Origin of the sequence: Oribacterium sp. oral taxon 102, assembly GCF_013394775.1 — a bacterium.
Classification (GTDB): domain Bacteria; phylum Bacillota; class Clostridia; order Lachnospirales; family Lachnospiraceae; genus Oribacterium.
This window is the reverse complement of the sequence record NZ_JABXYT010000001.1, coordinates 1,987,501-2,006,572: the sequence shown is the minus strand read 5'-3', so window position 1 is coordinate 2,006,572 and position 19,072 is coordinate 1,987,501. Positions and strand designations below refer to the sequence as shown.

At 50.5% G+C, this 19,072-nt stretch carries 19 protein-coding genes and 2 pseudogenes (1 of these 21 cut by a window edge); 20 read left to right on the top strand and 1 reads right to left on the bottom strand.

Annotated features, from left to right (window positions below; genetic code table 11):
• Positions 1-221: 221 nt before the first annotated feature.
• From HW273_RS09010 to HW273_RS08980, 8 genes and pseudogenes are all read left to right on the top strand, one after another.
• On the top strand, positions 222-914 hold the full coding sequence (locus tag HW273_RS09010) for an iron-sulfur cluster assembly scaffold protein (protein WP_179011685.1): 693 nt from the start codon (positions 222-224) through the stop codon (positions 912-914).
• A 23-nt stretch (positions 915-937) separates the two neighbouring features.
• The gene (locus HW273_RS09005; RefSeq protein WP_179011683.1) at positions 938-1,948 is read left to right on the top strand and encodes a GGGtGRT protein; all 1,011 of its coding nucleotides are present in this window, start codon (positions 938-940) and stop codon (positions 1,946-1,948) included.
• A gap of 321 nt (positions 1,949-2,269) precedes the next feature.
• Positions 2,270-2,479 (top strand): helix-turn-helix domain-containing protein, encoded by a 210-nt coding sequence (locus HW273_RS09000; protein ID WP_179011680.1) that lies wholly within the window; start codon positions 2,270-2,272, stop codon positions 2,477-2,479.
• 86 nt (positions 2,480-2,565) lie between these two features.
• Positions 2,566-2,916: pseudogene (locus tag HW273_RS11805) on the top strand (type I restriction-modification system subunit M N-terminal domain-containing protein); the annotation flags it as partial.
• Positions 2,917-2,994: 78 nt separating this feature from the next.
• Positions 2,995-3,420, top strand: coding sequence for a hypothetical protein (locus tag HW273_RS11800; RefSeq protein ID WP_334298221.1), 426 nt, complete (start codon positions 2,995-2,997; stop codon positions 3,418-3,420).
• Entirely contained in the window at positions 3,420-3,893 is a 474-nt protein-coding gene (locus HW273_RS08990) for an NADAR family protein (RefSeq protein ID WP_179011676.1), read from the top strand. Before HW273_RS11800 ends, HW273_RS08990 begins: the two co-directional genes overlap by 1 nt.
• A 24-nt stretch (positions 3,894-3,917) precedes the next feature.
• A pseudogene (locus HW273_RS08985) lies at positions 3,918-4,478 on the top strand (restriction endonuclease subunit S); the annotation flags it as partial.
• A complete protein-coding gene (locus HW273_RS08980; protein ID WP_179011672.1) occupies positions 4,441-5,367 on the top strand; it encodes a site-specific integrase in 927 nt (308 codons plus the stop codon). The pseudogene HW273_RS08985 and the gene HW273_RS08980, both read left to right, overlap by 38 nt.
• 208 nt (positions 5,368-5,575) lie before the next feature.
• Here the strand turns inward: HW273_RS08980 and HW273_RS08975 are convergent, their stop codons facing one another.
• On the bottom strand, positions 5,576-6,496 hold the full coding sequence (locus HW273_RS08975) for an AraC family transcriptional regulator (RefSeq protein WP_179011670.1): 921 nt from the start codon (positions 6,494-6,496) through the stop codon (positions 5,576-5,578).
• Positions 6,497-6,762: 266 nt separating this feature from the next.
• On the opposite strand from HW273_RS08975, the gene ahpC reads away from it, so the two are divergent.
• The 12 genes from ahpC to serC form a co-directional block, all read left to right on the top strand.
• Positions 6,763-7,326 carry an alkyl hydroperoxide reductase subunit C gene (gene ahpC / locus HW273_RS08970; protein ID WP_179011668.1) on the top strand — a complete coding sequence of 188 codons (564 nt, stop codon included), beginning with the start codon at positions 6,763-6,765 and terminating at the stop codon, positions 7,324-7,326.
• A 165-nt stretch (positions 7,327-7,491) separates the two neighbouring features.
• Complete coding sequence (locus tag HW273_RS11735; RefSeq protein ID WP_330603987.1) at positions 7,492-8,346, top strand: FAD-dependent oxidoreductase; 855 nt, start codon at positions 7,492-7,494, stop codon at positions 8,344-8,346.
• Positions 8,337-9,131, top strand: coding sequence for a thioredoxin family protein (locus tag HW273_RS11730; RefSeq protein ID WP_330603986.1), 795 nt, complete (start codon positions 8,337-8,339; stop codon positions 9,129-9,131). Before HW273_RS11735 ends, HW273_RS11730 begins: the two co-directional genes overlap by 10 nt.
• 289 nt (positions 9,132-9,420) lie before the next feature.
• A complete protein-coding gene (locus HW273_RS08960) occupies positions 9,421-11,304 on the top strand; it encodes an ABC transporter ATP-binding protein (protein WP_179011666.1) in 1,884 nt (627 codons plus the stop codon).
• A gap of 2 nt (positions 11,305-11,306) precedes the next feature.
• Complete coding sequence (locus tag HW273_RS08955; protein ID WP_179011664.1) at positions 11,307-13,076, top strand: ABC transporter ATP-binding protein; 1,770 nt, start codon at positions 11,307-11,309, stop codon at positions 13,074-13,076.
• Between the two features lie 270 nt (positions 13,077-13,346).
• Complete coding sequence (locus HW273_RS08950; protein ID WP_179011662.1) at positions 13,347-14,426, top strand: DctP family TRAP transporter solute-binding subunit; 1,080 nt, start codon at positions 13,347-13,349, stop codon at positions 14,424-14,426.
• A gap of 64 nt (positions 14,427-14,490) precedes the next feature.
• The gene (locus HW273_RS08945) at positions 14,491-14,982 is read left to right on the top strand and encodes a TRAP transporter small permease (RefSeq protein ID WP_243206845.1); all 492 of its coding nucleotides are present in this window, start codon (positions 14,491-14,493) and stop codon (positions 14,980-14,982) included.
• A 10-nt stretch (positions 14,983-14,992) separates the two neighbouring features.
• Positions 14,993-16,261, top strand: coding sequence for a TRAP transporter large permease (locus HW273_RS08940; protein ID WP_179011659.1), 1,269 nt, complete (start codon positions 14,993-14,995; stop codon positions 16,259-16,261).
• Positions 16,262-16,271: 10 nt separating this feature from the next.
• On the top strand, positions 16,272-16,886 hold the full coding sequence (locus tag HW273_RS08935) for an HD domain-containing protein (protein ID WP_179011657.1): 615 nt from the start codon (positions 16,272-16,274) through the stop codon (positions 16,884-16,886).
• A gap of 134 nt (positions 16,887-17,020) precedes the next feature.
• Entirely contained in the window at positions 17,021-17,737 is a 717-nt protein-coding gene (locus HW273_RS08930; RefSeq protein ID WP_179011655.1) for a GntR family transcriptional regulator, read from the top strand.
• A gap of 97 nt (positions 17,738-17,834) precedes the next feature.
• Entirely contained in the window at positions 17,835-18,182 is a 348-nt protein-coding gene (locus HW273_RS08925) for a cupin domain-containing protein (RefSeq protein WP_179011653.1), read from the top strand.
• Positions 18,183-18,343: 161 nt separating this feature from the next.
• Positions 18,344-19,072: the 5' portion of a 3-phosphoserine/phosphohydroxythreonine transaminase gene (gene serC, locus HW273_RS08920; RefSeq protein WP_179011651.1), read on the top strand. Its footprint extends 351 nt past the window's final position; the window shows 729 of its 1,080 coding nt (coding positions 1-729); it begins with the start codon at positions 18,344-18,346; its stop codon lies beyond the right edge, outside the window.

The window sequence follows — 19,072 nt, the reverse complement described above, 5'->3', positions numbered from 1 at the left end:
TTTCGGGGCTGTCCCTTTTCTTTTGCAAAATCGTTAAAAAAATAGCAATGTTGTTAATTTTTCCGCAAAATCCCCTTGCAAGAATGGAGGACTTGTGGGAAAATATAGGTGCATTTCTGTGGGCGCAGATATCCCCTGCGCCGCCGGAATCAGGACTCCGGCTGCAGGAAGGCAGAGGTTGAGTCATTCATGCCCCGGCATGAAATCGAAAGGAGATTCTTATGACCTATACAAATGAGGTTGAGAACATGTGCCCTGTCGCACAGGGAGTTCATCACGGAGCCGCCCCGATTCCTGAGGAGGGAAAGTGGGTTCAGTCGAAGGAAGTGAAGGACATTTCCGGCTTCACGCACGGCGTGGGCTGGTGCGCGCCGCAGCAGGGCGCCTGCAAGCTTTCTCTGAATGTCAAGGAAGGCGTGATCCAGGAGGCACTCGTGGAGACCATCGGCTGCTCCGGCATGACGCATTCCGCGGCGATGGCGGCAGAGATTCTTCCGGGACTCACGGTTCTCGAGGCGCTGAATACGGATCTGGTATGCGACGCGATCAACACGGCAATGAGAGAGCTGTTCCTCCAGATCGCATACGGCCGCACCCAGTCTGCATTCTCGGATGACGGTCTTTCCGTAGGTGCGGGGCTGGAGGATCTCGGAAAGGGACTTCGCTCGCAGGTCGGCACGATGTACGGCACGCTGAAGAAGGGGCCGAGATACCTCGAAATGGCAGAGGGCTATGTCACCGGTATCGCGCTCGACGAGCAGGATCAGATCATCGGCTATCAGTTCGTAAATCTCGGAAAGATGACCGACTTCATCAAGAAGGGTGACGACCCGACTACCGCATGGGAGAAGTCCAAGGGACAGTACGGCAGAGTCGCAGAGGCTGCGAAGATCATCGACCCGCGCAAAGAGTGATAGGTCAGAAGGAGGAAAAGGATATGGCATTATTTGAAGGATACGAGAGACGTATTGCCCAGATCAATGAAGCTCTCAACAAGTATGGCATTAAGGACATCGAGGAGGCGGAGAAGCTCACGAAGGATGCCGGACTCGATGTATACAATATGGTCAAGGGAATCCAGCCGATCTGCTTCGAGAATGCGGGCTGGGCGTACACCGTGGGCGCAGCCATTGCCATCAGGAAGGGCTGCCGGAATGCCGCAGATGCCGCAGCGGCGATCGGAGAGGGCTTACAGTCCTTCTGCATCCCCGGCTCTGTCGCAGACAACCGCAAGGTTGGACTCGGACATGGCAACCTCGGTAAGATGCTCCTCTCCGAGGACACCGAGTGCTTCTGCTTCCTCGCAGGACATGAGTCCTTCGCAGCCGCAGAGGGTGCGATCGGCATTGCCAACAATGCGAACAAGGTTCGGAAGAACCCGCTCCGCGTCATCCTGAACGGCCTCGGCAAGGATGCCGCGAAGATTATTTCCAGAATCAACGGCTTCACCTTCGTGGAGACCGAGTATGATCCGTATACCAATACCGTCACGGAGACCGGGCGCATCGCATATTCCGACGGGCCGCGTGCCAAGGTCAACTGCTATGGCGCGAACTCCGTTTCCGAGGGTGTTGCGATCATGTGGAAGGAGAACGTCGACGTTTCCATCACCGGAAACTCCACGAACCCGACCCGTTTCCAGCATCCGGTAGCAGGCACCTACAAGAAGGAACGCCTCGAGAACGGCAAGAAGTATTTCTCGGTAGCCTCCGGCGGCGGCACGGGCAGAACCCTGCACCCGGACAATATGGCGGCAGGCCCGGCTTCCTACGGCATGACCGATACCATGGGCCGCATGCATTCCGATGCGCAGTTCGCAGGCTCCTCCTCCGTACCGGCGCATGTAGAGATGATGGGACTGATCGGCATGGGCAATAACCCGATGGTCGGTGCGACCGTGTCGGTGGCGGTTTCGATCGAGGAAGCGGCGAAGGCAGGGAAGTTCTAAAAATATCCTGTAAATAGAAAATGCTGAGAAGCTGAAAGGTACCGTAATCACAGCGATTGCGGTACTTTTTTGGTGTATGGAAGCAGAAAAATGAAATTGGGTGTGGAGCGGCGTGGAAAGCGGTGATTCTGCGTCTGACAAGCGCTATCCCCTGACTTACGCTGTTCCCGGCTGTTCGGCTGTAATCGAGCCTGAATGGGTCTGAAATATGGGAACTAAGTTTGAAATATCGGGATTTATAGTTGATATTACAGGACCCTATACTATAATATAAGATATACTTTAGCACTTACTCGCAGGTTGAGAGAAAGGAATGATACGATGGCTGTAAGCTATAAGAAGCTGTGGCACATTCTGCTTGATCGAGATATGAAGAAAAGGGATTTGCAGGAAGCTGCCGGACTCACAAAATACGCAATCAATAAGCTCAGTCGTGATGAAAATGTAAGCACTGAAGTGCTGGGGAAAATCTGCTCGGCTTTGAATTGCACGACTGACGACATTATGGAGTTTGTTCCCTACGAGAAGTGAGTCCGTTTTATGGGACACTAATCGTTGTATCATAACAGTGGGGTAGTATATCGCCCTTAGAAAAAGAAAAAGGATGGGTTCACAGGATGAATAAGCAACAGCTTGCTCAGAAAATATGGGCTTCTGCAAACCAAATGCGTTCCAAAATCGAAGCGAATGAATATAAGGATTACATACTTGGCTTTATTTTTTACAAGTATCTTTCCGATAAAGAAGTCAAGTTTTTGAAGGAGAACGACTATGACGATGAACTTCTGAAAACTGTATCGGAAGAAGATGATGAAACGCTTAAGTGGGTTCAGGAGAATATCGGTTACTTTATTGCCTATAGAGACCTCTTTTCTACTTGGCTTTCGATGGGTAAGGACTTTGATGTTTCAAATGTCCGAGATGCTCTTTCTGCGTTTAGCCGGTTGATCTCTAATACGCACAAGAAGGTGTTTGATAAAGTATTTGAAACGTTGCAGACAGGGCTTTCCAAATTTGGCGATAGCTCCGGCTCACAAACCAAAACGATCAGCGGGTTACTGACGCTGATAGAAGAATATTTAAATGATGTGGTTGAAAGCCAAGGTAAGCTCTTCGATCTTGTGGCACAGGAGTATCCTGATAAGGATACTGAGGAGTTTATTAACACCTATATGGCAAGCAAGACAAGAAAGAGCATTGACGAGGCAAAAGCCTATGTTAATACAATGGACGCAAAAGAACTTTGGGCGTATTTCACCGAAACAGAAAACTACCTCCTGAAGGAAGGCAAGGCTTTGGAAGGGTTTATGCCGTCTTGGATTGGAGAATTTTACGCTTACTACCAGTGGTACTACAATCTGCCGAGTGCAGAGCTTGTCGAGAAAATCCCCGTGTCCTTTTTGAAAAAGGCGTATGCCGGACTTCACGACTTGGAACTTGATTTGGCAGTGAAAAAAGTGGGTGAAGTGTGATGGCTGTTACTTGCTTTCACAATCCGAATGAAGAAAACGGATATTTAAGCAACTGGTATCCCTCCACATTTACGTTGGATGGCATCACTTTTTCCTCAATGGAGCAGTATATGATGTACCGTAAGGCGGTCTGCTTTGGCGATGATAAAGTTGCCGCACAGATTCTCGCCACGGATAATGTTGCCGAAATCAAAACTCTTGGACGGCTTGTGTCCGGCTATGATGAGAACCTATGGAACGGTGTCCGGCAGATCGTTGTCTATGAGGGGCTTTTGGCAAAGTTTTCGCAGAATTCCGAGTTGAGAGAGCAACTGAAAGGTACGGGAAAGGCATTTCTTGCAGAATGTGCGGTGAAAGACCAGATATGGGGCATCGGTCTGTCAATGCACGACCCTAACAGGCTTGATCGGATAAAATGGCGGGGGCAAAATCTGCTGGGTTATGCCCTTATGATGGTGCGTGAAAGGCTGTAATCAACATATTCTTGGGAACAGCGTAAGTTGTCAGATCTTGCAGAGATAGTCGGTGGCGGAACCCCTGATACGAACAACCCTGCATATTGGGACGGTGATATCGATTGGTATGCTCCAGCAGAAATGGAGGGTCAAAGATATGCTGTTGGTAGTGCTCGGAAGATAACAGAATTGGGTCTGCAAAAGAGTTCAGCGAAGATGCTTCCAGCTCATAGAACTGTGCTCTTCATGAGCCGTGCGGGAATCGGGAAAATGGCTATTTTACAGAGGTCTGCGGCTACAAATCAGGGTTTCCAGTCATTAGTTCTAAGGGGAGGAACAGACCCATATTTCATCTATTCTATGGGAGATAAAATCAAGGATATGGCAGAAGGCGTTGCCTCTGGATTGCCCTTTCTTGAAATCTCCGGGAAGATGCTTGGTAACCTTGAAGTCATGATTCCCGAACTAGATGAACAGAGAGAAATTTCTTCATTCTTCCGTGGTATAGATGATCTTATCACCCTTCATCAGCGTAAGCCATTTTTAATGAAATGGAGGACTTTTGATGCTGACAGAAAGCAAAAGCACAGACTCGTTCTGTGAATATTATGCAAAATGGATTACGGTGTACAAGAAAGGGGCAATCAGAAAAGTGACGATGGATAAGTACCTGATGACTCAAAAATGGCTCGTCAGGCTCATTCCGACTTTGAGAGTATGTGATATGAATCGGATCGCTTATCAGCAGTTGCTGAACGACTATGCTGAGTTTCACGAGCTCCAAACAACGATGGATTTCCATCACCAGCTCAAGGGAGCTATCCTTGACGCTGTTGATGAAGGCTTGATTGAAAGAGATCCTACCCGCAAGGCAATCATCAAGGGAAAGCCGCCGGTTGCTAAGAAAAACAAGTATCTCAATCAGTTTGAGTTGCATACGCTTCTGACCTCACTTAATCTGAAGGATAAGGTGAATTGGGACTACTTTATCCTGCTGGTAGCAAAGACGGGGATGCGCTTTTCTGAAGCATTGGCACTAACCCCCAAAGACTTCGACTTTGCACATCAAACGCTGTTCATAAGTAAGACTTGGGACTACAAGAGAAAGGGTGGCTTCCAGCCTACAAAGAATAAGTCATCCGTGCGGAAAAAACAAATCGACTGGCAAACCGTCATTCAATTCTCTGAATTGGTCAAGCACCTTCCCGAAGACAAGCCCATCTTTGTCAATTCCGCTGTTTATAATTCGACAGTGAATGGCATTCTCAGCAGGCATTGCAAAGCCTGCAACATCCCTGTCATCTCTGTCCACGGATTACGCCATACGCACGCCTCTTTGCTGTTGTTTACAGGTGTTTCCATTGCGAGCGTTGCCCGTCGCCTTGGGCATTCGAGTATGACTACTACGCAAAAAACCTATCTGCACATTATTCAGGAACTTGAAAACAAAGACATTGACTTGGTAATGCGCTCTCTTTCGGGTTTGAGCTAAAATACAAAACCGGCTTGCGCTGATTAAAGGTGATAAAAAAGATGCCATCCGAAAGGGTGGCATCGATTACGAGGTCAAGATACCGGATTCTAAGGCTTCCTCCTTTATCAACAGTATTCCGGGGGATCAGTGTATTGCCTTCCGGAATGAATGGAACAGCAGGCATGGGCAGGAGATTGCCGTGCTTCCGAAAAACACATAAGCTGCTTCATAATGATTTCTCCGCCGCACTGTGACGCTTCCTCCATTTAAGGGGAGTAGAGCCGAATTCACGCAGGAACATGCGGTTGTAGTAGCTCTGCTCCGAGAAGCCGCAGGACAGAGCGATCTGAGAGATGGGCTCTCCCGTATTTTCCAGCAGCTTCCTGCTCATTTCGAGCCGGAAGCTGTTTAGGAATGCAATCGGTGTCTTCTGCGTATAAATGCGGAAGAGAGAGGCGCATTTCGATCGGCTGATGCCGGCGGCAGCTGCGATATCGTCCAGAGAGATTCTTTCCCTATAATGCTCGTAGATGTAAGCCGACATCCTGCGCTGCAGGGAAATGTCGCTTCCATAGGAGGTGAGCGGCTCGTCGCTTGCGATGTAGACCAGATAAAGACGGCGGAAGATCATATGAATATAGGCGATCACGTCCAGCTCATAGCCTGCAGGCTTCTCGCGGATTAGCTCGTAGAGAGAATCAAAGATATCGGAGATAAGCTTCGCATAGCTGTTCCTGCCGTCCATCTGAACATGCGCGAAGTTCTTGTTGCCGATCACCGGCTTTATGTAATGCTCATAGATTTTCTTATTCTGCGAAAGCATTTCCGGATTGATCGTGAGGACATCCAGATCACAGACTGCTTTTTCACTGTTATAGATCCGGTGCAGCTGCTCGAAATTGATGAAGCAGAGCTCTCCGGGATGCAGCAGGAGATCGGAATCATTGACATGACAATGAATGTTCCCGCGGTTGATCCGGATCAGCTCGACCTCGTCGTGCCAATGCAGGAGCTCCTCATGGCTGTTTTCCGCGTCAACGGTTTCTCGTTCCAGCGTGATCGGAAGAAGCTCGAAGCTGTATTTATGCGGACTGACGCTCTTGTTGTGTTCGCCGCTTTTTTTGTGTTCAAAGGAAGAGACCTGCATTTCCGCCCTCCTGTTTATTTCAGCTCTGGATACATGGATCTGCCTCTATCTATAACATAAGGTGACAAATAATACAATATTTCCTATAAAAATAAAATAATATAAAAAATTTGGTAAATAATCCAATATTTATCAATAAAAAGATTATATTATATAAATAAAGTTAGCAATAGCTAATTCTTGCGGCGACAAAGAAGGAAATAAGGAGATTGTCGGGGAGGCAGGGAAAAACAAAGAAAACACAGAAAACAAAGGAGGACTGCAAGATGTCACTGATTAACAAGGAAGTAGCGGATTTCAAGGTACAGGCTTACCAGAATAATGATTTCAAGACGGTCACAAAGGCGGATATCATGGGGAAGTGGAGCGTTTTCTTCTTCTATCCGGCGGACTTCACCTTTGTGTGTCCGACAGAGCTGGAGGATCTCCAGAACAATTACGCGAAGTTCAAGGCGGTGGGCTGCGAAATTTATTCGGTATCCTGCGACACACATTTCGTACATAAGGCATGGCACGACCATTCGGAAAGAATTTCCAAAATAGAATATCCGATGCTGGCAGATCCCACGCAGGCGCTGGCGAAGGATTTCGAGGTGCTGATCGAGGACAGCGGACTGGCAGAGCGGGGCACCTTCGTTGTGAATCCCGAGGGCAGGATCGCAGCGTATGAGATCAATGCGGGGAATGTGGGAAGGAATGCCGACGAGCTGCTGAGAAAGGTAGAGGCGTGCCGGTTTGTGCATGAGCATGGAGATGAGGTGTGCCCTGCGAAGTGGCAGCCAGGCGCGAAGACGCTGAAGCCCAGCCTGGATCTTGTCGGCGCGCTTTGATGGTACGGTAGAGATCAGAGATCGGAGGCAACAAAGAAGCAATCGTGAACGATTGCCTTGAGCTGCTCAAAGCCGCAGGGCTCCCCCGATCTTCGATCGGGGGCAACAATCAGAAAGCCGCGCTGACAGGGAAGCTCAGCGCGGCTTTCTGCGGAGGGAAGCATTATGATAGACAAAAATTTATATGACGCCGTGATAGTGGGCGGAGGACCTGCGGGACTCACTGCCGCGCTCTATCTCGCGAGGGCATGCTATCGCGTGCTCGTCATTGAAAAGGAGAAATTTGGCGGACAGATCACGATTACTGCCGAGGTCGTCAATTATCCCGGCGCGGAGCCGCAGAGCGGCACAGAGCTTACGGAGAAGATGAGAAAACAGGCGGAGAGCTTCGGTGCGGAGTTTCTGCTGGCGGAGGTACAGGGGCTGGACTTCTCGGAGGAGGTAAAGCGGGTCAGGACGACGCGGGGGGAGGTCAGAGCGCTGGGGGTAATGCTCGCGACGGGTGCGCATCCCAGAATGATCGGTTTCCGGGGTGAGTCCGAGTTTAAGGGGCACGGTGTGGCATACTGCGCGACCTGTGACGGAGAATTCTTCTCGGGCAAGGAGGTATTTGTCGTGGGCGGCGGCTTCGCGGCAGCGGAGGAGGCGGTCTTCCTCACGAGGTATGCACGCCATGTGACCGTACTTGTCCGGGAGGAGGACTTCACCTGCGCGAGAGAGGTCGCGGAGGAAACGAGGGCAAATCCCGATATTACCGTCCTGACCAATACGGAGGTGGTTTCGGTCGAGGGCGATTCCATGCTCAGAAGCATCTGCTACAGGAACAACAAAACAGGAGAGGAGACACACTTCCGGCCGGAAAACGGAGATACCTTCGGCGTGTTCGTATTCGCCGGCTATGAGCCCTCCACGGAGCTTGTGAAGGGGCTCGCGGAGCTGGATGCGCAGGGCTATGTGCGCACGGATTTTTCGAATCAGACCAGCAGAGAGGGGCTTTTGCGGCAGGCGACGTGTGCATAAAGCCGCTCAGACAGGTCGTGACCGCTACGGGCGAGGCGGCGCTTGCGGCGACAGAGATGGAGAAATATCTTTCGAAGCAGCGCAGGAAAACGGGGCTGGAAACGGAGATGACGGCGCATCGTGCGAAGGCGCATAAGACGCAGGACAGCGGAAACATCGCCGGCATATCGGAGAACGCAGGACTGCTGGATGAGAAGATGAAGGGGCAGCTCTCGGCAGTGTTTGAAAGGATGAACGGAAAGCTCATCCTCGAGATTCACCCGGATCAGCGGGACATTTCCACAGAGCTAAGGGAATATATGAGGGCGCTGTCGGGTCTGACGGATAAGCTGCGCGTGAGGGAGCTGCCGGTATCGGAGGAGGCAGGGCTCCCCTATGTCAGGGTACTCCATGAGGACGGCAGTCCCTCGGGCATCACCTTCCACGGCGTGCCGGGCGGGCATGAATTCACTTCCTTTGTACTGGGGCTGTACAATGCCGCCGGACCGGGGCAGGCTGTACCGGATGAGGTGAAGGAGAAAATAGGAGGAATCGATGCCGGGATACCGATCACGATCATGGTGAGTCTCAGCTGTACGATGTGCCCGGAGCTTGTGACCGCGGCGGGAAGAATCGCGACGCTGAATCCCGAGGTTAAGGTGGATATCTATGATCTGAACCATTTTCCCGAGCTGAAGGACAGGTATAATGTCATGAGCGTTCCCTGCTTCGTGATCGGAGAGCAGGCGCCGGAATTCGGGAAAAAGAATGTGGAGGAGCTTACGGAGCTGCTTCTGAAGCGGTAGAGAGACGCAGAGGGCGCATCGAAGCCGCCGGATTTTCGGCGGCGGAAACCTTGCAATATAGCACTTGCTGTGCTAACATAATTAGTGTTAACTAATCAAGATATCGAGCTGTCCGGCTCGATATCTTTTGGGGAATTTAGTTAGCTTAGACTAACTAAAAGAAACCCGGGAAACGGATATTCGCAGCATAGTGCGGGAAGGAATCGCAGGATCCGCATCATGGAAAGCACGGAGAAGGGCGTTTCTCATGCGTATTGGGGATGCCTTGTCCGAGGAGAGGGGAATGCTTATGGAAAAGGGAGAGAGAAAAGAGCGAAAACGGTCGGTGCTTTCGGAGCTGCTGGGCTACGCGGGGCATTACAGGAGGCTGACGTATCTGGGAATGACGCTTTCCGGGATTGCGATGCTTCTCGGAATGGCACCGTATATCTGCATCTGGCTTGTGGCGAGGGATCTGATCGCGGCAGCGCCGGACTGGACTGCGGCAAGGCATATTGCAGCATACGGCTGGGCGGCATTTGCCTTCGCGGCAGGCGGAATCGTCGTCTATTTCATGGCGCTGATGTGTACGCATCTCGCGGCGTTTCGAACCGCCGCCAATATTCGGAAGCAGGGGATGGCGCGCCTGATGCAGGCGCCGCTCGGCTTCTTCGACAGCAATGCCTCGGGACTGCTCCGGAACCGCCTGGACGGCGCGGCGGCAGAGACGGAGACCATGCTCGCGCACAATCTGGCGGACATCGCCGGGACAGCGGCGATGCTTGTGGGAATGCTGGCGCTGATGCTGCTCTTTGACTGGAGAATGGGAGCTGCCTGCCTCCTCGCCGCGGTGGTTTCCTTCGCCGCCATGTTTTCCATGATGGGCGGGAAGAACGCCGGGCTGATCGCGGAGTATCAGGCGGCGCAGGATCGCATCAGCAAGGCGGGTACCGAGTATGTCCGCGGCATTCCGGTGGTCAAGATCTTCCAGCAGACGGTATATTCCTTCAAGGCATTCCGGAGGGCGATCGAGGATTACAGTGAGAAAACAGAGTATTATCAGGGAAAGATCTGCCGTCTGCCGCAGTCGATCAATCTGACGGCGACGGAGGGCGCATTCGTCTTTCTGGTTCCGGCGGTGCTGCTGCTCGCTCCGGGGACAGCGGAGGGCAGCTTCCGCATCTTCATCACGAATTTTGTTTTCTATGCGGTATTCTCCGCAATCATTTCGACTGCGCTGGCACGCATCATGTTTGCGGCGGGAGAGTCCATGCTGGCAGGTACGGCGCTTGACAGGATCGATACAGTGATGTCCGCGCCGCGTCTGCAGGAACCTGCTGCGCCGCAGGTGCCGACAGGACATGACATCCGCTTCCGGGACGTCAGCTTCCGCTACGAGGGAGCGGAAGAGCCTGCGCTGCGCGAGGTTTCCTTTCATGTCGAAGCGGGGCAGACTGTGGCGCTGGTCGGGCCGTCCGGCGGCGGCAAGACGACCGCAGCCAGCCTGATTCCCCGTTTCTGGGATGTGACATCCGGCGCGGTGGAGCTCGGCGGCGTGGATGTCCGAAACATCGCACACGAGGTGCTGATGCGGCAGATTGCCTTTGTATTTCAGAATGATCACCTGTTCAGAACCAGCATTCTGGAGAATGTAAGGCTTGCCCGTCCGACCGCCGGCCGTGCGGAGGTGGAGGCGGCACTTGCCGCTGCGCAGTGCGGGGATATTATTGCGAAGCTGCCCGAGGGGATCGATACGCGGATCGGCTCTGAGGGGACCTATCTCTCCGGCGGTGAACGGCAGCGCATCGCGCTCGCCCGCGCGATCCTGAAGGACGCGCCGATCGTAGTGCTGGATGAAGCGACTGCCTTTGCGGATCCGGAAAATGAGGCGCTGATACAGCGGGCGCTTTCGGAGCTGACGAAGGGAAAGACTGTCCTGATGATCGCGCACCGCCTCTCCACTGTCGTCGGCGCGGATCGGATCTTCGTGCTGGACAAGGGACGGCTCACAGAGCAGGGAACGCATGCGGAGCTGCTGGAGAGGGCAGGGCTGTACGCACGGCTGTGGGAGGACTATAGGCGTGCGGTAAGCTGGCATATTTCGACGCAGCCCTCGATCAAAGATCGGGGGAGCCACGCGGCTTTGAACGGTTCAGGGCAATCGCAGGCGATTGCTTCTCTGGGGGAGGTGTGAGGATGTTTGGTGAGAAATTCCGGCGCAGGTATGCGCTCAGCGCCCGGGGCGTACATAATGTAAAGCTGGGGATGTTTTGGACGGTGATTGTAAATCTGGTCGTCATGGGAGGCATGGGGATTCTTTACCTCCTGATGTCCGGACTTATGAATCGGCTTCTGCATGGTGCGTCCCTGCCGGGGCTCCTGTATTTCATGGGGCTGACGGCGGCCTTCCTTCTCCTCTCTCTGCTGACGCATCTCGAGCAGTACAAGGCGACCTACGGGCTGGTGTACGGGGAGGTGAAGACGATGCGAATCGGACTCGCGGAGCGGCTCCGGAAGCTTCCTCTCGGCTACTTCGGCAAGCGGGATCTGGCAGATCTGACCGAGACAATCATGGGGGATGTGAACCGTATGGAGCATGTCTGGTCGCATGTGCTGGGCTATCTTTACGGTTCTTACGTCTCTACCGCGGCGATTGCGATTATCCTCTGCTTCTATGACTGGAGGCTCGCGATCGCCTGTCTCTGGGGCGTGCCGGTAGCGTTTATGCTGCTTTTCGGTTCCCGGCATATCGCGGAGCGAAATGCCGGCAGAACCAAGGCTGCGGCGGTCGCAGTCTCGGACGGCATCCAGGAGACGTTGGAGAATATCCGGGAGATCCATGCTTCGAATCAGGAGGAGAATTATCTCATGAAGCTCTATGAGAAGGTCGACCGCCATGAGAAAATCATGATACACGGAGAGCTTATGACGGGAATTTTCGTCAATGCGGCGAGTACGATCATGCGCCTCGGCGTGGCGACAACCATACTCGCAGGGGCATCGCGTATTCTCTCCGGGCAGGTGGGATTCCTGCTGCTGTTTTCCTTCCTTCTGGTGATCACCCGGATTTATGCGCCCTTTGACCAGAGCCTTGCGCTGATCGCGGAGCTGTTTCTCTCGCAGATTTCCGCGAACCGTCTGATGGAGATCCATGATGCGCCGACCATGGAGGGGGCGGAACGGTTTTCGCCGAAGGGGCACGAGATCGCCTTTCGGAATGTCGGCTTCTCCTATGATGACAAGGAGGTGCTGCACGGCGTGAGCTTCACGGCGAAGGAAGGGGAGGTGACGGCACTGGTCGGGCCCTCCGGCTCCGGTAAGAGTACCTGCGCGCGGCTTGCCGCGCGGCTCTGGGATGTTTCGGAGGGCAGCATTACCGTCGGCGGCATCGATATTTCCACGGTGGATCCGGAGGTGCTGCTGGGCGACTATTCTATGGTTTTTCAGGATGTGGTGCTTTTTGACGATACGGTAATGGAAAACATTCGTCTCGGCAGGCGTGATGCGAGCGATGCGGAGGTGCTCGCCGCCGCGGCTGCCGCGAACTGCGACGAGTTTGTCGGCAAGCTGCCGAAGGGCTATGAGACGGCGATCGGAGAGAATGGAGCGAAGCTCTCCGGCGGCGAACGGCAGCGCATCTCGATCGCCCGCGCGCTCCTGAAGGATGCGCCGATCGTGCTGCTGGACGAGGCGACAGCCTCTCTGGATGTGGAAAATGAGACCAAGGTGCAGGCTGCGCTCTCCCGCCTGCTGACCGGGAAGACCGTGCTCGTGATCGCGCACCGGATGCGCACCGTGGAGGGCGCGGACAAGGTGGTCGTGCTGAAGGAGGGAAGCGTCGTAGAGGAGGGCAGCCCGGCAGAGCTGCTTTCGAGAGAGGACGGTATTTTCCGTCGTATGGCTGAGCTGCAGAAGCTGAGCGCCGGATGGCAGATCGGGGATGAGGAGAGCCTTCTCCCAGTATAGGACTTCTCCGTAAGGATATATAACTTTTAAATTTAATGAAGGTATTTTGGAAAGGGACAAGCTGGTTTATGGCATTGTCCCCTTTTTTATGAGGAAAGATGTTGTATACAAATATTCATAATTTGTGTACAAATAATTGACATAATGTATTCTTGATGCTATAGTGATTTTGGTGATAAAAAGAGGGATTTCATTTAATAAATAGTTGATTCTGTCTTTTTGAGATGTGCTTGGCGGTGATTTTGCCGTTAAAATTAAAGGAGGTAGCATATGAAAAAATTATTAACATGGGTCACTTGCGCAGCAGTAGCTTTAGGAGTTATGGCATGTGGGGGAACCGCGGAAGCAGTGAAGGAAAGCGTGCCTGAAACCACGGCTTCAAAAACAGAAGAGGCATCAGATGCAGATAAGGAAAATAAATATGAAAAAACGGGCATTCCGGTCAAGCTTCGGCTCGGGCATGCGCAGCCGTCGGATTCTATAACCAATAAGGCAGCAAATGACTTTGCAAAACTGGTAGATCAAGCAACAGAAGGGGAGCTGAGTATCCAGGTATATCCTGATAGTACATTTGGTGCAAATGCAGATATGGTATCTGGCGTGGAGAGTGGAGATTTGGATTTTTTTGTCAGTGCTACTGCACAGTTTGCAACGCAATATAAGCCGATTTCTGTGGTGGATGCATGGTATATGTTTAAAGATACGGATCATCTTCTAAGGTTTTATTCGCCGGAATGTGAAGTATACAATCGGCTTATGAATGGAATGAGGGACGCAGTAGGAGTGGATACGTTAGCAAGCTTCTATTATGGGGCACGTCAGATGACGGCGAATAGGACGATAAAGCAAGTTTCTGATTTGAACGGTATGAAGATGAGAGTGGCAAGCGACCCGATGCCTACAGCGTTTTTTAAAGCTCTTGGGGCGGTGCCGACTCCAGTGGCCTATAATGAGACGTATCTGGCATTGCAGCAGAAGGTAGCAGATGGAGAAGAAAATCCTATTATATCCATTCAATCCATGAAGTTTGACGAAGTACAGTCAGATCTGGCGCTTACTTATCATCAGCATCAGATGTTTAATTTTTTTCTGAGTGTAGCAACGGAAAAGGAAAAGCTGAATGAGAACCAGCTTGCCGTATTGAGAATGTGTGCGCAAACCGTAGCGGAGCAGGCAAATATGGATGCTATAGCGGCGGAGAAATCAATGATTGAAGCAGAGAGGTCAAAGCTTACGGTTACAGAACCGGATTTAGAGGAATTCCGCACGGTTTGTCAGTCGATTTATCCGGAATTTGAAGAAATCTGGGGACAGGGGGTTGCGGATTCGATTCAGAAGCTCGCGGAGTAGGAACAGTGCGGGATATTTCGCTCTTTCCCTGAAATGCAGAAAGGATGATGCATGCTTGAAAAAAATGGATCTATTTGAAGAACATCTTACGGTGATACAAAAATATTTTCTGGTTATATGCCTTGCGTTTATGGCAATATCTATGTTTCTGGCAGTGATATTTCGTTATTGTTTTAATTCACCGCTGGCATGGACAGAGGAAGTGCTGAGCCAGATGCAGGGAGCGCTTGCTTTTCTGGGGATTGGGTACTGCTGGCATTACAAGGCGCATACCCGCGTACTGATTTTACATGACAAACTTCCCTTAAAGGTACAGTATTGGCTTGACTTTATTTCAAATGGGTTTATTGTCTATTGCCTTTTTCGACTGCTGTTTATCCTGCCGAAATATATGAAAACCAAGAATGCTTCTCTGACAAGTCTGCCGTGGATGAATTACAATGTGTTTAATTGCTTTATTCTATTTGGTTTTTTGCTTGCTGTGCTGTATATCGGGATGGATGAGGTGCGTTTGTTGAATCGGATTCTGAACAAGAGTACATCCAATACAATTTAGGAGGATGTGTATGCTGATACTATTTGGAGCTTTTTTTGTCCTGCTCATGATTGGTATGCCGGTGGCATTTAGCATGCTGTGCAGTGCGGTTCTGTATTCTACAATTTATGGGGAAAGCATCAGTATGGTATTCACCAGAGTAGCAGCCGGCCCGGCTTCATTTACTCTGATGGCGTTGGCATTCTTTATTCTTGCGGGAAATATTATGAATAATGGAGGTGTAACAGATCAGATTTTCGGGTTTTGCAAAAAACTGATAGGATGGGTTCCGGGGGGATTGGCGCATGCAAATGTATTGGCTTCTGTGATTTTTGCGGGAATGTCGGGAGCTGCGGTGGCAGATGCCGGAGGCTTGGGTGCGATCGAGGTGAAGGCAATGCGGGATGATGGGTTTGATGATGAGTTCAGTGTTGCAGTCACAGGGGCATCCTCTATCATCGGGCCGATTATTCCTCCCAGCATTCCTGCTGTGGTATTTGCGGTGGCAGCGGGTATCTCGGTTGGAAAATTGCTGATTGGGGGGATTTTGCCGGGGCTGCTGCTTGCACTGGTTATGATGATTTATATCTATTTTGTGAGTAAAAGGAGGAACTACGTAAAACATCGATTCGAGGGATTTCGTTCACTTGGAAGTGCATTTATGCGTTCGCTGCCGGCCTTGCTTACACCGGTCATTATTTTGGGCGGAATCATGTCCGGAGTTTGTACCCCCACAGAGGCTTCTGCGATTGCGGTTTTCTATGCGCTTGTTTTGAGCTTGACAACCAGGAATTTGAGTATAAGGGATTTGCCTGAAATTCTGGATGAGACAATTCTGACTACAATGTCGGTTTTGTTTATTGTCGGCTGTGCAAATGCGCTGGCATATCTGGTGACAATAGCGCAGCTGCCGCAGACTTTGCTGAGATTTTTCGGGACATTTATCACAAATAAATATACTTTTTTACTGCTTATCAATTTATTTCTCCTGATTGTCGGGATGCTGATGGAATCTCTTTCCGCACTTACGCTTCTGACGCCGATCCTTGTTCCTTTGGCCAATATTTATGGGATTGATACGATTCACTTTGGCATCATAATGATTCTGAATCTGATGCTGGGGATGCTGACACCTCCTGTAGGAATGGTGCTGTTTGTATTGGCAAGAATGACTGCGGTTCCGTTTGAGAAGATCTGTAGGGCGATGATGCCGTTTATTGTGATGTGTTTGATTGCGTTACTGATCATTGCGGTTTTCCCGCCGATAGTACTGCTGCTTCCCAATATAATGATTAAATAGGAGAGAAGAAATGGCATTGTTTGAATTTCATAAGGAAGAACTGGATGGAGAGATCAGAGAGGGTGTAAGAAAAACGCTGAAGTATTTGGATGAAAAAATGAAAGATAGAGGCTTGTTCGAAAAGGTTCTTGATGCTTGGACATTTTCGCTACAGCTGAATGGATGGCGTGCGATTGAAGAAATGCCGGGATCCGGTATGCCGGAAGCTTCGGCACTGGGAGATCAATCCATGCACATTCGGGTCGTGATTCTGACCGCGATGGATATATATAAAAATCTGAAGAAGGCATACGATATGGACTTTGGGTTAAATGAGGACATGCTGATGGCGTGTGCCGCGCTTCATGATGTGGGAAAGCCGTATGAATATAATAGGGATCTTAGGCTGAAATGGGAGGAAAATGACAAGGAGTATGGACTTCCGAATTTACGGCATCCTTCATACGGAGTCTTTGTTGCGGCTGTGTGCGGACTTCCGGAGGAGGTTTTGAATGTGTGCGGCTATCATAGCCCGGAGGGGCGCTTTATAAAAAGGAGCGCATATGGAGAAATCATACATTATGCTGATGATGGAAGCTGGTTTTCGTTGGCAAGGCTTTGCAGCCTGAATATCCCCAGGCTGTAAAGAAAAGAAGGAAGACTGCGGGTTCGCGAAGAGACAGTGCGATCCAAAGCATTGAAAGATAATTTTGACACTCCTGTTATAGGAGTATTATACTTAAATGGTTTGGAGGAAAATGAGGATACGGGGAGAAGCGGATGGCTGAGAGTCAAAAAAAAACCAGCTTAAAGGATCAGGCATATAAAATTATCAAAGATAGAATTGTGAATTGCCAGTATGCGCCGGGGGTGATTCTGAATGAGGCGGAGCTTGCGGATGGATTGGAGCTGAGCAGGACACCTCTTAGGGAGGCGATCAACAAATTAGAATCGGAGAGATTTGTGAGTACGATCCCTAAGAGAGGGATTCTTGTAGCTCCCGTTACGCTGAACGATGTTCTGCAGGTTTTTCAAACAAGAGTGGTGACAGAGCCGATTACCTTGAAGATGGCCGCCCCTTATCTGGAGAAGACAGAGGTACAGCGATTTTATGATAAGTTTCAGAATACGAAGGAGGTTTTGAATAGCTTTCGTCTCGATACGGCAATGCATCTATTCATCATCGAGAATTGCGGAAATCAATATTTGATCGATATGATGCATAGAGTTTTTGAAGAAAACACCAGGATTATCCTTTCCAGTAAGCAGAACCAACTTCATATACATGATGCCAGGCAGGAGCATTGTGAGATTCTCCGGCTTATTTTGCAAGATAGCTTGGAGGAGGCCTGCAATGCCCTGAGACAACATGTGGAATCCTGCCGTAACGCCGCGCTTGACTTTTTCTGTAATATTCAGAATAAGGGGGCGTTTAATGAAAAACAGGAGCTATCCTATAAAAATGAAATTAAGTTATATGAGAAGAGCATTCATTGAAAATGGAATGTCAGTCGTTTTCTTTGGGATATCCGGGGGGGGGAACGGAGGGGGATGAGAATATAAAATATTGATTCCCGTTTCGATGGAGGTCTGTATGGTAAGATTACATAGCGAATTGGATGTGATAACGAAAGAATCGCCGTTTAATGGTGTCGGTAGAATAACGGTAAAAGAGATTTTGAGCGGCTCGGAAGAGATGTATGGAAAAGGTCGGGTTTTTGCCCATACGAAAGTATATCCGGGTAGCAGGATCGGGCTGCATAGGCATGTAGGGGATGCCGAAGTGTATTATATCCTCTCCGGATCAGGAAGGTATAATGATAACGGAAAAATCATTGAAGTACATCCCGGGGATGTGTGTTATTGCAGAGATGGGGAAGCGCATTCCATAGAAGCAATGGAGGAGCCTGTTGAGATGATTGCTCTGATATTGTATCATTGATCTTCGGCAAAATTTTACGAGTTAAAAAAATTATATGTTAATAAATTATAAATAAAAAATATTTATTATACATATAAAAAATAATGTGATAGAATGAGCGGCAGGTTATTCAAAAAACCTGCCGTCTTTTTTGCGGGGAATGGGAAATAGGAGGAGAGAATATGAGCAGAGTCTATAATTTCAGCGCGGGACCGGCAGTGCTGCCGGAGGAGGTTCTGAGAACCGCGGCGGCGGAGATGCTGGAATACGGAAGCTCCGGGATGTCTGTGATGGAGATGTCGCACAGATCAAAGGACTTCACCGATATCATAGAGGAGGCGGAGCGGGATCTTCGGGAACTGATGGCGATCCCGTCCGATTACAAGGTGCTGTTTTTGCAGGGGGGCGGCAACACCCAGTTTGCGATGGTGCCGATGAATCTGATGAAAAACAGAGTGGCGGATTATATCGTGACGGGGCAGTGGGCGAAGAAGGCGGCGAAGGAGGCGGAGCTTTACGGCAGAGTGAATGTCGTGGCGAGCTCCGCGGACAAGACCTTTTCCTACATTCCGGATCTCTCCGACCTCGCGATCAGTGAGGATGCGGACTACGTATATATTTGCCAGAATAATACGATTTACGGAACGACGATCAAAACGCTTCCGAATACGAAGGGAAAGACGCTGGTTTCGGACATTTCCTCGATGTTCCTCTCTGAGCCGATGGAGGTATCGAGATACGGAGTGCTCTGGGGCGGCGTGCAGAAGAATGTCGGTCCTGCGGGCGTGACGATCGTCATTATCCGGGAGGATCTGATTACAGAGGAGGTGCTTCCGTACACGCCGACGATGCTTCGCTACAAGACGCACGCTGACAACGCATCTCTCTACAATACGCCGCCCTGCTATAAT